Origin of the sequence: Acinetobacter rudis (genome assembly GCF_031157835.1) — a bacterium.
GTDB classification, from domain to species: Bacteria; Pseudomonadota; Gammaproteobacteria; order Pseudomonadales; family Moraxellaceae; genus Acinetobacter; species Acinetobacter rudis_A.
In genome coordinates this window covers 1-12,882 of record NZ_JAVIDR010000002.1, presented here as the reverse complement: position 1 = coordinate 12,882, position 12,882 = coordinate 1, and the positions used below count along the sequence as shown (strand labels likewise).

Sequence of the window (12,882 nt, the reverse complement as noted above, 5' to 3'; positions counted from 1 at the left end):
TCCTTACCCAAATACCAGCTAATTTAACAGCATGGTCTGAACATGCAAATCATAGCGATAAATTATAGAGCTTATAGCGAGTAATGGTGGTCCCAGTCGGCACTGGCTTTGCGAATGGTGTCTGCGAGAACACCCCGCATAGGGTGTGGAGCTGCGATTTCAGGAAGAAGCATATTCACTTGGTAACCGATGGAAACGGTAAGCGACCGCACTACTAGGTCTGGTCCACTGAGTTCCATTGCGGTGAACGGGTTTACGATGGCAACGCCCAAACCTTGACGCACCATGGCACAGACGGCCACTGCACTCGTAGTTTCAAGTAGGGTTGTGCGATTTATTTTAGCGTCCTCGAACATTCTATCAATGGCGGTTCGATATGGGTCGCCAACCGCGAGGCTAATAAAGCGCGCACCTGTAAAGTCGCGTGGTTGCAGTCGCGTCTTGCGGCACAGGCTGTGATCACGTGGCAAAACAGCTACTTCATTCACTTTCAGTAAGGGCTGTAAGGCAACTCCAACCGGTGCTTTTTGAGTTTCACTCAGCCCGAGGTCAAAACGTTGTTCACTCATGGCTTGTTCCAGCCAAGGTGACTCTAAGGGATGGACGCTGACTCCTAGTTCAGGATATGCATGTGAGAGATATACCAGTGCACGTGGTACCAAGGCATGGGCCAATGCTGGCAAACACGCAATGCGCAAGCGACCGGTCGCTTGCGTGCGCAATTCATTGGCGCGTGCTGCGATCTGTTCCAAGCCTATAAATGAGCGTTCCACTTCCTGCATCAGCGCGAGTGCCCGAACGGTAGGTCGTAATCGGCCCCGAACTCGGTCAAAAAGGTTAAACCCTAGTAACTGCTCCAAACGACTCAGTTCGCGACTCAAAGTGGGCTGGCTTGACGCACACGCATCAGCTGCACGCCCTAGATTGCCATGCAACATGATGGCACGAAACATTGTCAGCTGGCGATGAGTTAAGTTCATATCAATATTGAATAGTTAAACAATAACAATAGCATTGATTGAATTGACTATGAAGGGGATCATCTATTTATGAATCCTTTTACGCTTACTATTATCTATCTATGAATCCTTTTACTCCCACTACCATCGCTCCTTTGGCCCAGAAATTCGGTACCCCGTTGTGGATCTATGATGCCGATACCATTACTCGTCAGATTGCTGCTCTGCGGTTGTTTGACATAGTGCGTTTCGCTCAGAAAGCCAACTCCAATACACATATCCTTCGTCTCATGAAGCAACAGGGCGTAGTGGTGGACTCGGTGTCTTTGGGTGAAATTGAACGTGCATTGGCTAGTGGTTTTACGCCGGGCTTGCACAACGGGCACGCAGACATCGTATTCACGGCTGATCTGCTGGACCGTGCTACGCTTGCGCGCGTGGTGGAACTAAATATTCCTGTGAATTGTGGCTCCATGGACATGCTGGACCAATTGGGTGCGGTCAACCCAGAGCACCCAGTGTGGTTACGCATCAATCCAGGTTTCGGGCATGGCCATTCCAAGAAAACAAATACTGGTGGCGAGCATAGCAAACATGGCATCTGGCATGGCGATCTAATACGCGCCTGCGAAAAGATTAAGTCCAATAGCTTGGCCTTGCAGGGCCTGCATATGCACATCGGCTCAGGCGTAGACTACACGCACTTGCAAGAAGTGTGCGGTGCCATGCTAAAGTTGGTGGAGGTAGTGAATGCGCAGGGTTTGGACCTGCACGCTATCTCCGCGGGCGGTGGTCTATCCGTTCCTTATCAGCTTGGTGAGCCCACGATTGATATAGCGCACTACTTTTCATTATGGAATGCAGCGCGCCATGCCGTGGAACAACTACTAGGGCACCCAGTGAAACTAGAAATAGAACCAGGTCGCTATTTAATCGCCGAGTCTGGTGTGTTGGTCACTGAGGTACGCGCTACGAAGCAACAGGGCACCAACCATTTTGTGATGGTGGATGCCGGCTTTAGTGATTTGGTTCGCCCAGCCCTATACGGTGCCTACCACGGTATGGAGTTGATCCACTCTAATGGCACAGCGGTTAATGGCCTACAGTTAGATACGGTAGTTGCCGGACCTTTGTGTGAGTCAGGAGATGTATTTACTCAGGGAGATGGTGGTGTGGTGTTGCACCGGTCTTTGCCGCAGGCGCAGGTGGGGGATCTACTGGTGTTGCACGACACTGGTGCATATGGCGCTTCAATGTCATCGAACTACAACGCGCGCCCACTGATTGCTGAAGTGTTGATGGAAAATGGTGAGCCTCGGCTTATTCGACGAAGGCAGACGGTGGCTGAGCTGCTTGCGTTGGAGGCAGTGTAAGCTGATTAGACAAATTATTAACTTAAGTGATCCCTGATCTAAGCCGAACCGCCTCAGTAGGGCAGTGAACTTAATTGATCGTATAGATGAACAGCCTTGGCACACATGGCTATCTGAACGCGCTCGTGGTGAGGGGATTTGAGGTTTTGACTTACAATTCCAACAAGGTTAATTCAGAACTTTACGGAAAATCAATGGATCTTAGAGTACGAATTTTTCAGTTTCGTGAGTAGTTCCAAAATTTGATCTGACCCCAATAAGTTGGACGGTTTGATTAAGCGGCTTTAATGGTCTGAGTAGTTTATATTGCCTTTATAATAATCATGGAACTTTGTTTAAATAGTAGGCATGAAACCATGTAGAAGAGTATAAAAGCCTTATTCACAGGAATAAGGCTTTTGGGTATAACTTAACCATGTGATTTAAAAAGAAATAGTCAATTTAAATGGGTTCTAACATCCGCGATTCGCATAAGACCATTTATGTCAAATGGATGAATTTAAGGTTGATAAAACACCTCGTAGTTACTTCCTAACTCTAGCTGTAATGCTTTTTTTATTTCATGTCCTATTTCAATAAATTTTTTTTCATCTATTGCTGTTTCAAATTCTGAATCAGAAGGGTCATCATCTACATAAATGGATTGATATTGATTATCCCATGCTTCGATTTTTTGTTTTAATTCAGTGGAAATATTTAATTCATAATGATTTATGGGTAGAAAAATATTGCCTTCTTCCATCCAAATGGGATAACACATAAATTCTGGTGATAACTTAACGTATTTTTTCATTTTCTCGTTAGAAATTCTAAAATTAACATAATACGCCTTATGCGAAATTAAGTTGTAAGTCCAAAATAGAAATGTCCGTTTTCTCCAAAGTAAAAATGTTTACTTTAAAAATATTCCTTATCTTAATCTACAACAAGTAGAATCAGGGTAGGGTAGCGATTTAATGCTTTGGTTACTTGACACTATTATTAAATACAATGAGTGTCAGGAGAAGCACGGCGCTATTTTTAGATGAATACGTTGATGTTGGAGAGGTGGCATATTTGGCTTTATTATTTTTGCTCGTTGAGCACACCATTTTTTTATCATTGTAGGTGTTAGGTCATGAATTGATTCTTCTGCATCTGCACCCAAATACTTTTTAATGCGAAATATGAAATAAAAAAGCCTCAAGTTTTCACTTGAGGCTTTTCTTGAATCTGGAGCGGGAAAGGAGACTCGAACTCCCGACCCCAACCTTGGCAAGGTTGTAAAATATATTAAAAAACAATTGCTTATATTTTTGTGGTGTCTTCGTGGTGTCGGGCTAAATTATCGTAACAAAATATTTATTTTATGTGCTTTTTAACTATTTTTGATTATTACTATTTTATCACTGGTTATTTTAAAAAAAGGGAAAGACTGTGTCAGTAAAAATTACACAAGACTTTGGTGGTTTAAATAAGCTTGTTAAAAATGTTGAGTCATTCGCTAGGAAGGATTCAACAACTCTTGGAGAGATAATATCTGAGGAGTTCCTTAAAGAACACACTTGCTTTGAAAGCATAAATGATCTTTTTAAAAAGGCTGGCTTTGATGTACAAACAGAAGACGATTTAAAAGCGGTCCCTCAAGAGGAATTAGATATCTTTGTTAAAAAAAATACGAAATTTGCGAGTTTTGCTGAATTACAGCAATATGCTGTTTCAGCATTTTTAAGAACTCAAATACTTAGTGGTTTTAAATAAAAGAAAAGGGCACGAGGCCCTTTTTTAATTCTTACGTCTAGAATCCCGTTGGGCTTTCAGTATGTTGATATTCTCTAAGATTGGCATAACTTCTTTAGGATCGTAGAGGTGTTTGTTTTCATCACCTCTGTTGTACATACCTACTTTAGTAATAATGGTTTTTCGAGATAAATTAAATCGTTCCGAAAGCCAAGCTGCAGTAACTCGGTTAGGAAACTCTTCAGCTTTTAGCTCAATAACTTTTCCAATATTTGGTACAACTTCATGTAAGAAAACTTGAGGCGGTTTTTCTGATTCAAATGTCAAAACATATTTAGCCATCATAACTCCAACATACAACACTCTCAGAAATAATCGCAGAGGATCAGCAATACGATTACTTCTGTAGAGCGTTGTTAAATAACGTCCTAATTAATAGTTTTAAAATTACCTAAAGGGATGTTCGAATACGTCTATCGATTTTCATTTATTTCCTCCTCCGCAGCTTTGATCATGGCCTTATAAACAACGGTTTGTTTTTCATAAAAAACACGTCTATTACCTGAAGGCCCTCCCGCTGGTGGTGCTTCCCATGCAGCTCCTAACATTTCTTCTGTTGGCTCTTTAGGCACTAACATAAAACCAACCCTTTGAACTGAAGCAAGCCACGCATGCCACATCAAGTTTAAAGTAATATCTTTAAAAACCAGAAGTTGGGCATCAAAGTAATAATCGAGAGTTTTAAACTTGATTGATTTGATCAACTTGCTATCTAAAAATAGATTTTTCTCATTTTCAAAATCAGGCATTGTGATTTCCCATAGTCTCAACCATAGCGTTATAAACGTGAAACATACGGTTAGTAATAATTGAAAGGTCATTAACCTCTAGATATTTATGTATAGCGGTGCTGAGCATTTTTTCTGTTGGAGTTTTTGGCATCAATACAAAATCTGCTGGTATGGCTTGGGTTTTAATTCCACCAAGGAAAAACAAATAAGCTGTATTTAGCGTAATTGATGCGAATAACAACTCTTGGTCAGTTAGATTGTCTCGGACACCTGTAGGGATGTATTTCCCATGTTCCTGTGAAAACACAAAATACTTAAAGTGACCATTGCTTTGAATCCAAAGGCTTTCAAAAGTTTCTCGGCTTTTATGTTCATTTTGAATATTAAGCACACCACACCTCCAATTTCTCAGTCCACAAATGACGTTCTTTAGATTTTTTATCTACACCAAGCCACTCTGCAAAAGTCCCATCGAACCAATCAGCATTGCGGTATTCTTGGTAGCGCTTTTGTCCTGCAGTCATTCTTCTAACAGTGCCTAAATCCAAGTACTGCATATTCCAAGTAGGGTGCCAGTATGTTTTTATACCTGGTTTATCTTCATCAAGATTTACAGCGATATGAGCATTGTTAGTACCAATAATGACACCAGATTTTCCATTGGCTATAACACGACGACCAACACAGGCATTTACACCATAGGTTCGATTGATATATTCAAAGCCTGTCATGCCTTCACCTCAAGATTCTTAAAGTACTCACACATATTCCCAAGGATTTGAGCCAGCCACTTTTTCTCACGTTTGCTACATTGAGTTGCTCTTATGAAAAGATTAATCAAATGCTCTTTAATACCGCGCTCACACCAGCATTCTATGAAGTAGTCTTCTAGTCTATCGTGTCCACAACCACCACGGTAAGCAGTCCAAGCATGGTCCCAGCAACGTATAGTTATTTGAAAAGCTTGATCTCTATACCAAGTAATAAAGACATCAATTGAATCAACATTGTTTTGAGCAGGGATGTGATGAACATGGGTTTTAGGTGTACTCATTACTTCACACTCCAATAACTTCAGGATAATTCGGACTAGTCAAATGATCTTCAAATTCAGCACCAAGCTTTTGAGCCAATGTATTGCCAGTCAATGCCGCTGTTACCATGCCGTACTCTTTTTTAAATCGAAAATTAAAGCCTCGTCCGTCCTGCATTTCTTTGACTGAATATCCAAGCTTTTCTAGCCAAATTTTAAAAGCAATGAGGTTTTTAGGTTTCACGATCTTTTTCATGGCTACATGTTCTCCAATTCAAAGCGGCGTTTTACAATTTCTGCCATTAATACTTTTTGCATATCAGGGGCACGTGAACTCACATCAATTTCAAGTGCATCAAGCTCTGTTAAATCTTGGGCATTTTGAATGTCACGCATGAGAGAAGGTGCAGGATCTGAAACGCTATCTTTATTTAATTCAGTTAGGCGTTTGCTGATTGCTCTATGTAGTGGTGCAAGTTGCGCCTCAGTCCAGCCCTTTGTATATCTGATTTGTGCATTTGCTTCTGCTGGTGTTTCAGCAATTGATGCTCGATACATTAGATTTTCAAGCTTTTCATCGTACTCAGCATTAACAATATCTTTTTTACGAAGATCACCCAATTTAAGAAGGTCTGCTTTATCCTCTTGTGTTAAATCTTCATTTTTATTAATCGAGCTTATGACATTTTCAACGGTTAAAACATTTTGAGACCTAGATAGTTCAGTCTGAAAGGAAGCTTTTAGGGCCTTTGATTTAACCTGATTTTCAGTTAATGCTTCTTCTGCAGCTAAAGTTAGATCTTTAAGTTTATCTATATCGAGACTTTCAGAAGCTTTAAGCTTTTGTGACTTTTGCTCATAAGCAGTCATTACTGTATGGCCAGATTCACCATGTAACTTTTTAAGCTCAGGTAATAGAGCCTCCAAGTCTTCAATTTTTTCTGCTGCAGCAATTCGATCACGTAAAGACTTTTCAGCCGTCATATCTGCTTTCACAGAATCGAATGAGATGAAATTGTCTTGCTTAACAATGATCTCACCACTGGTTTCAATTTTCACATTATCAGGAGTGGTGGCCTTAAAAGCCTCAACCACAACATCATTGGGTGCATCCAATACAGTAGTGGTTTCCTTTTTAGTTCTAGGTTTGCGTGATGATTTTGGTTTTTCTTCAGCACCAAGAGGGGTCAGAGAACAGTCAATTGTTAACTCACGGCCCAACACTTTACTTAGAGCCTTTAATTGCAGTCTTGCATTTTCCTCATCACGTTGAACAAAACCACTATTAATTGACTTAATAAGCGCATCCGTCTTGAAGTTAAATACATAAATAGATGGGCTATAGGTACAGATCACATAAACTTTTTGACCATCTTGGTATTCATCCAGCGCCAAAGGCTTAGTAAAAGTAATACCAGCCACTTCAATAGTTTCAATCTTGATGCAGAACTCATAATCAGGCTTAGCAAAGATAGTTGCAGGGAATTGATCAAGATCATCAAAGTCCATCAATTCACCTACAGCACGGCAAAGCACATGCTTACCTGCCACTACTGCGTTAAATGCTTCTTGAGCTGAAATTAGATTGTTCATGCTGCATTGACCTCTTTGGCATATTTTTCAATTTCTTGTTTAACGGCTTCTAACTTTGAAGATTCAATTTGGGTGAGAGCATCAATACCGAAATATTCGCAGACAGATTTAACATCAAGTCCACGTGATGATATGAGGTCCTGAAGTTCATCACGCTGTTGGTCATTGAGAGTGTTAACAACCTCCATTTCAAACCATTTAGATTTTTGCTTGTTGTAGCTTAGACCAAGCTGGTAGGCGTAATGTTTCATGCAATCCCACATTGATTTAAAGTATGGATGCTCTTGATTAAGCTCTGACATTAATGTGTTAAAGTCACTTGGAAACTTGGCTTCTGAACATGATTTATTCCATTGTTCCCATTCAAGTTTTAGCTTTTGAGCTTCTTGCTGTTCAGGTGTCATGGTATTGAGTGTGGTTTTCACACTCTCAATTAATCCACCTAAGAAATTACTATGTTGACTTTCACGCAGATCGGGGACGGGGACATTGCCCAAGCCGCCTGCATCTTTAGAGTGATAACCCTCTTGAGATTGGAACTTAAGCACACGTTCTTGAACACCTTTCTTGTTGGTTTCTAAGCAGAGATATGCCATAGCATCACACAGACGGTAAATTTCTTGACGATTCTTACCACCTAGATCAGGTCTAATTAGTGTTAGGTTATCGTTCTTGTCTTCTGTAGCGTGAGCAATGAAAACAACATCACGGCCAGTAGAGATGATCCGATTAACAAAGGTGCTAAACATATTGTTAGCAACACCTTGGACATTGAGCTTTAATGTGCCATCACCTTTAGTGTTTTTAGAATCATTCGCAAGGTGTGATTTAATTAAATCAAGTACACGGCCAATGGTGTCAAAAACAACTGTTTGATATGGTTCAAGATCATCAGGAGAGATATTTACAATATCATTCCAGCATTCAGCTACAACAACGTCAGCACGTCGGTTAACACCAGTACGATATGCACCTTTATCAGCATCGATAATCAGAGCCTTATTTGCAGTCATACCAAGAGTAGTTTTATACATACCAGGATCACCGTAAAAATAGACCTTGATTGCATTTACAGTGATAGGTTGTGTTGGAGAAATAATATTAATAGCCATATCAGATCACCCCATTAGACTTAGCATTGTGATAAGCAATACGTTGATTGCGGCTGTACTTGTGTTCACGTTTAAAGCAAGGTTGGTCAAGCATGATTGCCATTTCTTTGCGACGCTGATAACCAATCTCTTGCTGCATGTTGCGCATAATCCAAGGCTTGGCTTGTAGATCAGCAGGGGATAGCATTACAAGAGTATTGCCACGCTCAACAAAGATTTCCTTCAATTGGTATGTAGATACATAAACGGTATGGCCAAGGCGTACACGGTAATTAATACCTTCTTTGCCTTTAAATTCGCGGAAGCTCATTTACACGCCCTCCACTAAATGATGCTGCAAGATATAACCAACGATCATTGCATTGATTTGCTGGTGGTCATTCGCATTTGTGAAGTCACGGAACTCTGTGCCATCTAGAGTTTTGATCTTAATTTCTTTTAGTTCTGAAACTTCAACGTTAGTGAACTCAGTACCATGAGAGCCATAGCTATCAGGTACAGTTATATAGTTGAAATCAACATTTAGAATGAAATCATCGAGGGTGATAATCGCCGTGCCAGTTGTTGGGCTGGTAAGCTTTAATGACTCAAGGCCATAAGTTGAAGGTGTGTAAGCTGAGATAGCAGGAAGGGTGACTTGCTGATTAGCTTTACCGCTGTAAATAAAAAGGCCTGTAATTGGCAGCGTAACGGCTAAAACAAACGCACTAAACGGTCTGCGTAACATAAGACCTATAGTACTGGGATTGATTGATGGGTTTTTTACGTTCATAATTCACCTGTTGTTTAGAAAAAGCGCATTAGATTTCTCAGGTCGGTGCGCTTTTTTGTTGTCTTGGTGAAATAAATATAGGTTAAACTATAATTGTAGTCAATAGGTTTAACTATAATATTATAGGCGAGCTTTATTTTTTTATGTTTTAATAGACAAAAGAAAACCCACACAGGGTGGGTTGTATGGAGTTTGTTATGAGCTTAAGTGAAGAAATATTTGAATGGCGTAAGCAGATTGTAGAGAAATTACTACTCCAAGGTAATGACATAAAAGCGATTGAGGAAAATGTCAAAAAGGCAGAACAGGTAATTTATGGTGACTGTATCTCTACATTTCGCTTTACTTGTGCAGCAAAGTACTCTAAAGAATTACTAACAACACTCAATGACTTTGCAATTAAAAATAATTGCTCCGTTGATATTTTGGATGACTAAATGATTAAACCATCCCCTTGATTCTTCTAGCACCAACAGCAGGTTTTGTTTTCTCAGGAATGGTTGCCTTAATTTTTCTCTCCGACTCTAAATAAGTCTGAACCCAAAGTTCGGCATTTTTAGGGTCGGCGATGGTTGCTTTAGTAAGCTCTAGTGCCAAAGCTTCGATAATTTCTTGTTTCATAGTTTCTCCACCCGATCTGTTCTAAAGGACTGCGTCGGGTTCACAGTATCTGAATAAATTATTTATTTTATGTGCTGTAAATATAGGTGAGGGGTGGTAGCAGCCACCCCTCGGTCTACACGAACCAAGATAAGATTGCAGCTATCACATAAAGGTTAATTTTTATGGATAACTTTGAGCCTCTCTTTGTTCGTAACGTCAATGAAAACATGGCATGAACCTTGTAATTCACTGGCGGACGTCCACCAATTGTTTAGTATTGGTGTGTATTTATATAGCGCCATGCCTAGCGCTTGATCCGAAAGTGTGGCCACACCGCAGGATCGACAGCTCAGGTAATTTGGTTATAGCATCACGCTACTGCCCCTAAGGCATTCACTGCATCACCATCACCTTTAGCGACTTATCAGGTCGCAATTCGAGATTGATAGTCTCGAATTAATGAACCTCAAGCATTTAGGTGCTTGGGGGTATTTGTTATTCAGAATACTTTTCCAAAAACTCATCTATCCAACCTTGAGCCAATTCAAGGTTGGTAATGTCAGCCAGCTTTAGATTAGTACCTTCTGCCTCGTTAAAGCCTTCAATAATAGCCTCAAAGATATTTGCCTCACTAATGACCTCGTTTGCCATTTCAGCAGGGTCGTAGCTTTGTTTGGCTCTTTTAAGTGCGGCGATTTGTTTTTCAATTCCTTCGTCTATTTTTGCCAATGCTTGCTTAAATTCTTGGCGATTAATCGTTAGTGCTGTTTTAGATTTATTGAGTGTTGCTATCATCGTGATTTCCTTTTTTAAGAATTCTTACCCATTACCCAGCACGCCATATTTGGCGACCCATTACTTTGAAATTTGCACCATTTTCTTCGGTAACAACTTTATCTCTGTACTTATCGTTAAGGCTATGAAGAATAAGTGATCCATCAGCCTCTTTAAAAACCTGCTTAATCATCCCTTCGCCAGCAAAATAAACCGCATAGATCTCACCATCTATGATATTTGTTTGAGACATATCAATACCAACTAGATCACCATCAAATATGCGTTCAGCCATGCTATCACCCTTAGCCTTGATGATTTTTACATTGGCTGGATCAATCCCTTTCTTGTAGAAGAAGTTTGGAGCAAACGGTTGTTTTCCATTGATCACATCAAAGTGAAATTCAATTGATTCACCTTCACCACATGAGAAACTAGCCTCAACAACATCGATCCAAATAAACTCATTCCCATCACCATACTCAACAATGACAGGGCTTTGAATATCATTTACATCAAAACCAGATTCATCTTTCTGCGCTAAGTTGTGCTTATTCATAAAGTCTTGCATGTTGAAATTAGCAACTGGCTTCTCTTGAGTGCCTGTTTGTAGCCAAATTGGGTCAACATTTAAAGCTTGCGCTATAAGCGGCAGGAATGACGATTTTAGACTTTTACCTGACTCTAGAGCCTGATAACTAGGTTGTTTCATTCCAACCTCTTCAGCTAATGCAGCTTGGCTCTTTCCTGACCTTTTGCGCGATTCTTTAAGTCTAGTAGATAAATCAGACATCACAATACTCCAATAATTCCTATATTTTATAGCTGAAACTATAACTGTTCAAATAGACAAACCTATTGACACATAATAGATATAACTATAAATTACCTATAAATAAGGAGGCGCGCACATGAGCACACCATTAATTCAAACTTACAAAGAACTTGTTCAGTTCTTTGGCTCACAAACATCTACTGCTGTAGCTCTTGGTGTTGAGCAACCATCTGTCAATGCATGGTTATCAGGAAAAGCAAAAATGTCTGCAGATACTGCTTTTCGTGCACAAGCTGAAACCAACGGCAAGTTTAAGGCGACAGATTTACGACCATCATTGCGAAGTAGTTTTAAGAAGTTAATTGCATAGGAAAGATTATGAGTCTTGAGAAAGAAGACCTTCGGACGAAACATGATCCAGAAATCATGGATAAGCTTCGTGATATTTCTGCGTATTACGGTATGGAGATGAGTAGACAAGCCGCAATCCTCTTTGAAAAAGCTGTTGTTGGTGAATGGCATATCGTTAATTTAGGACTTGAGCGAATCAAAAGAAATGAGCGAATGAGGGAGATTGTGGTCGGTGATGGGAGTGGTGGGGATAGTTCGGTCAAATACCCATTGCAAGTTTTAGGTAATAAAAAAGCCTGACGGTCTAGGTCAGGCTTTTAGTAATTCATTAATTTTGAGACCAATGAATATGAAATCAAATATACCAAAACAGCCAACACTAGGCAATCAACAAGACACCCCTGATCAGGATTATGCGATCGGTGATGTGGTGGTAATTATGCACCATTGTGCCAGCAATTCATTACATGAGGTCATTGGACCAATCAATGAAAATACAATCGGTGTTGCCGCAATTAATCATGTGATGGGTTGTGTGATGGTTGACTACAGGAAGCTTGTTGCACCTAAATTTTTACGTGCAGCCACTACAGCAGAACTCAAAGCCAAACGCCGTCTTTCTGAAACTGAGCAATCATTAGCGGAGGTTTCATGAGCACAGATCAACAAAGTATCCAGTCATTCTTTGAGCCTGCTTTGCAGGTTCTTAATCAATTACATGACCACAAGCGTAAAAACTTACGCTCTAAGGGTTATGACGAAAATAATGCAGCAGCTACACGTGAAGAGTTTTCACAAACCATGGCACAGCGTTTTCGCATTAATCAATGGTTAGCAGGGCAGATCGTTACTGGTTTGGTTAATGCTGGTTTAGTTCAAGCGTTTGGTGGCTATGTTAAGCCTAAGGTGGTGACAGTATGAGTTTATTTAGTACTGGTCATGATGTTGTAGATCAGGTTGGTAGTGTCCATCTAGAGGGCAATATTTTGCCTACAAATTGGTTTAGCACTTTCGTTTTGGATAGTGG

22 protein-coding genes are annotated in these 12,882 nt (G+C 40.3%); 7 read left to right on the top strand and 15 right to left on the bottom strand.

Translation table 11 applies throughout. From position 1 onward, the window contains the following. Nucleotides 1-71: 71 nt before the first annotated feature. Nucleotides 72-980, bottom strand: coding sequence for a LysR family transcriptional regulator (locus tag RFH42_RS02020; protein ID WP_308973870.1), 909 nt, complete (start codon nucleotides 978-980; stop codon nucleotides 72-74). A 101-nt stretch (nucleotides 981-1,081) separates the two neighbouring features. Here RFH42_RS02020 and lysA point away from each other — a divergent pair, with 101 nt between their 5' ends. Beyond that, a complete protein-coding gene (gene lysA / locus RFH42_RS02015; RefSeq protein WP_308973869.1) occupies nucleotides 1,082-2,332 on the top strand; it encodes a diaminopimelate decarboxylase in 1,251 nt (416 codons plus the stop codon). A gap of 499 nt (nucleotides 2,333-2,831) precedes the next feature. On the opposite strand, the gene RFH42_RS02010 is transcribed toward lysA, so the two are convergent. Beyond that, the gene (locus tag RFH42_RS02010; protein ID WP_308973868.1) at nucleotides 2,832-3,125 is read right to left on the bottom strand and encodes a hypothetical protein; all 294 of its coding nucleotides are present in this window, start codon (nucleotides 3,123-3,125) and stop codon (nucleotides 2,832-2,834) included. A 623-nt stretch (nucleotides 3,126-3,748) separates the two neighbouring features. On the opposite strand from RFH42_RS02010, the gene RFH42_RS02005 reads away from it, so the two are divergent. Further along, a complete protein-coding gene (locus RFH42_RS02005) occupies nucleotides 3,749-4,072 on the top strand; it encodes a hypothetical protein (RefSeq protein WP_308973867.1) in 324 nt (107 codons plus the stop codon). Between the two features lie 24 nt (nucleotides 4,073-4,096). On the opposite strand, the gene RFH42_RS02000 is transcribed toward RFH42_RS02005, so the two are convergent. The 10 genes from RFH42_RS02000 to RFH42_RS01955 all read right to left on the bottom strand — a co-directional run bounded on the left by RFH42_RS02000 (nucleotide 4,097) and on the right by RFH42_RS01955 (nucleotide 9,307). Further along, on the bottom strand, nucleotides 4,097-4,393 hold the full coding sequence (locus RFH42_RS02000; protein ID WP_308973866.1) for a hypothetical protein: 297 nt from the start codon (nucleotides 4,391-4,393) through the stop codon (nucleotides 4,097-4,099). Between the two features lie 131 nt (nucleotides 4,394-4,524). Continuing rightward, a complete protein-coding gene (locus RFH42_RS01995; RefSeq protein ID WP_308973865.1) occupies nucleotides 4,525-4,860 on the bottom strand; it encodes a hypothetical protein in 336 nt (111 codons plus the stop codon). Next, nucleotides 4,853-5,233 carry a hypothetical protein gene (locus RFH42_RS01990; RefSeq protein ID WP_308973864.1) on the bottom strand — a complete coding sequence of 127 codons (381 nt, stop codon included), beginning with the start codon at nucleotides 5,231-5,233 and terminating at the stop codon, nucleotides 4,853-4,855. Before RFH42_RS01990 ends, RFH42_RS01995 begins: the two co-directional genes overlap by 8 nt. Continuing rightward, nucleotides 5,226-5,573 carry a hypothetical protein gene (locus tag RFH42_RS01985; RefSeq protein WP_308973863.1) on the bottom strand — a complete coding sequence of 116 codons (348 nt, stop codon included), beginning with the start codon at nucleotides 5,571-5,573 and terminating at the stop codon, nucleotides 5,226-5,228. The genes RFH42_RS01990 and RFH42_RS01985 overlap by 8 nt, the downstream gene beginning before the upstream one ends. Next, nucleotides 5,570-5,896, bottom strand: a complete 327-nt coding sequence (locus RFH42_RS01980; RefSeq protein ID WP_308973862.1) for a hypothetical protein — start codon at nucleotides 5,894-5,896, stop codon at nucleotides 5,570-5,572. The genes RFH42_RS01985 and RFH42_RS01980 overlap by 4 nt, the downstream gene beginning before the upstream one ends. A 4-nt stretch (nucleotides 5,897-5,900) precedes the next feature. Continuing rightward, nucleotides 5,901-6,131 carry a hypothetical protein gene (locus RFH42_RS01975; protein WP_308973861.1) on the bottom strand — a complete coding sequence of 77 codons (231 nt, stop codon included), beginning with the start codon at nucleotides 6,129-6,131 and terminating at the stop codon, nucleotides 5,901-5,903. Nucleotides 6,132-6,133: 2 nt separating this feature from the next. Further along, the gene (locus RFH42_RS01970; protein WP_308973860.1) at nucleotides 6,134-7,468 is read right to left on the bottom strand and encodes a hypothetical protein; all 1,335 of its coding nucleotides are present in this window, start codon (nucleotides 7,466-7,468) and stop codon (nucleotides 6,134-6,136) included. Then, the gene (locus RFH42_RS01965) at nucleotides 7,465-8,580 is read right to left on the bottom strand and encodes an ATP-binding protein (protein WP_308973859.1); all 1,116 of its coding nucleotides are present in this window, start codon (nucleotides 8,578-8,580) and stop codon (nucleotides 7,465-7,467) included. The genes RFH42_RS01970 and RFH42_RS01965 overlap by 4 nt, the downstream gene beginning before the upstream one ends. Nucleotide 8,581: 1 nt before the next feature. Further along, nucleotides 8,582-8,890, bottom strand: a complete 309-nt coding sequence (locus RFH42_RS01960; RefSeq protein WP_308973858.1) for a hypothetical protein — start codon at nucleotides 8,888-8,890, stop codon at nucleotides 8,582-8,584. Beyond that, a complete protein-coding gene (locus tag RFH42_RS01955; RefSeq protein WP_308973857.1) occupies nucleotides 8,891-9,307 on the bottom strand; it encodes a hypothetical protein in 417 nt (138 codons plus the stop codon). Nucleotides 9,308-9,549: 242 nt separating this feature from the next. Between RFH42_RS01955 and RFH42_RS01950 the strand changes: the two genes are divergently transcribed. Next, the gene (locus tag RFH42_RS01950) at nucleotides 9,550-9,789 is read left to right on the top strand and encodes a hypothetical protein (RefSeq protein ID WP_308973856.1); all 240 of its coding nucleotides are present in this window, start codon (nucleotides 9,550-9,552) and stop codon (nucleotides 9,787-9,789) included. A 4-nt stretch (nucleotides 9,790-9,793) separates the two neighbouring features. Here RFH42_RS01950 and RFH42_RS01945 read toward each other — a convergent pair whose 3' ends face one another. From RFH42_RS01945 to RFH42_RS01935, 3 genes are all read right to left on the bottom strand, one after another. Beyond that, nucleotides 9,794-9,973 (bottom strand): hypothetical protein, encoded by a 180-nt coding sequence (locus tag RFH42_RS01945; protein ID WP_308973855.1) that lies wholly within the window; start codon nucleotides 9,971-9,973, stop codon nucleotides 9,794-9,796. A 477-nt stretch (nucleotides 9,974-10,450) separates the two neighbouring features. Beyond that, the gene (locus tag RFH42_RS01940; protein ID WP_308973854.1) at nucleotides 10,451-10,750 is read right to left on the bottom strand and encodes a hypothetical protein; all 300 of its coding nucleotides are present in this window, start codon (nucleotides 10,748-10,750) and stop codon (nucleotides 10,451-10,453) included. A 31-nt stretch (nucleotides 10,751-10,781) separates the two neighbouring features. Beyond that, a complete protein-coding gene (locus tag RFH42_RS01935; protein ID WP_308973853.1) occupies nucleotides 10,782-11,522 on the bottom strand; it encodes an XRE family transcriptional regulator in 741 nt (246 codons plus the stop codon). A gap of 118 nt (nucleotides 11,523-11,640) precedes the next feature. On the opposite strand from RFH42_RS01935, the gene RFH42_RS01930 reads away from it, so the two are divergent. From RFH42_RS01930 to RFH42_RS01915, 4 genes are read left to right on the top strand one after another with little or no spacing between them, the layout of a single operon-like run. Further along, the gene (locus RFH42_RS01930) at nucleotides 11,641-11,874 is read left to right on the top strand and encodes a transcriptional regulator (protein WP_308973852.1); all 234 of its coding nucleotides are present in this window, start codon (nucleotides 11,641-11,643) and stop codon (nucleotides 11,872-11,874) included. 8 nt (nucleotides 11,875-11,882) lie between these two features. After that, the gene (locus RFH42_RS01925) at nucleotides 11,883-12,155 is read left to right on the top strand and encodes a hypothetical protein (RefSeq protein ID WP_308973851.1); all 273 of its coding nucleotides are present in this window, start codon (nucleotides 11,883-11,885) and stop codon (nucleotides 12,153-12,155) included. Nucleotides 12,156-12,198: 43 nt separating this feature from the next. Continuing rightward, nucleotides 12,199-12,510: a hypothetical protein gene (locus RFH42_RS01920; RefSeq protein ID WP_308973850.1), complete on the top strand. Its 312-nt coding sequence runs from the start codon at nucleotides 12,199-12,201 to the stop codon at nucleotides 12,508-12,510. After that, nucleotides 12,507-12,776, top strand: coding sequence for a hypothetical protein (locus RFH42_RS01915; RefSeq protein ID WP_308973849.1), 270 nt, complete (start codon nucleotides 12,507-12,509; stop codon nucleotides 12,774-12,776). The genes RFH42_RS01920 and RFH42_RS01915 overlap by 4 nt, the downstream gene beginning before the upstream one ends. Nucleotides 12,777-12,882: the final 106 nt, after the last annotated feature.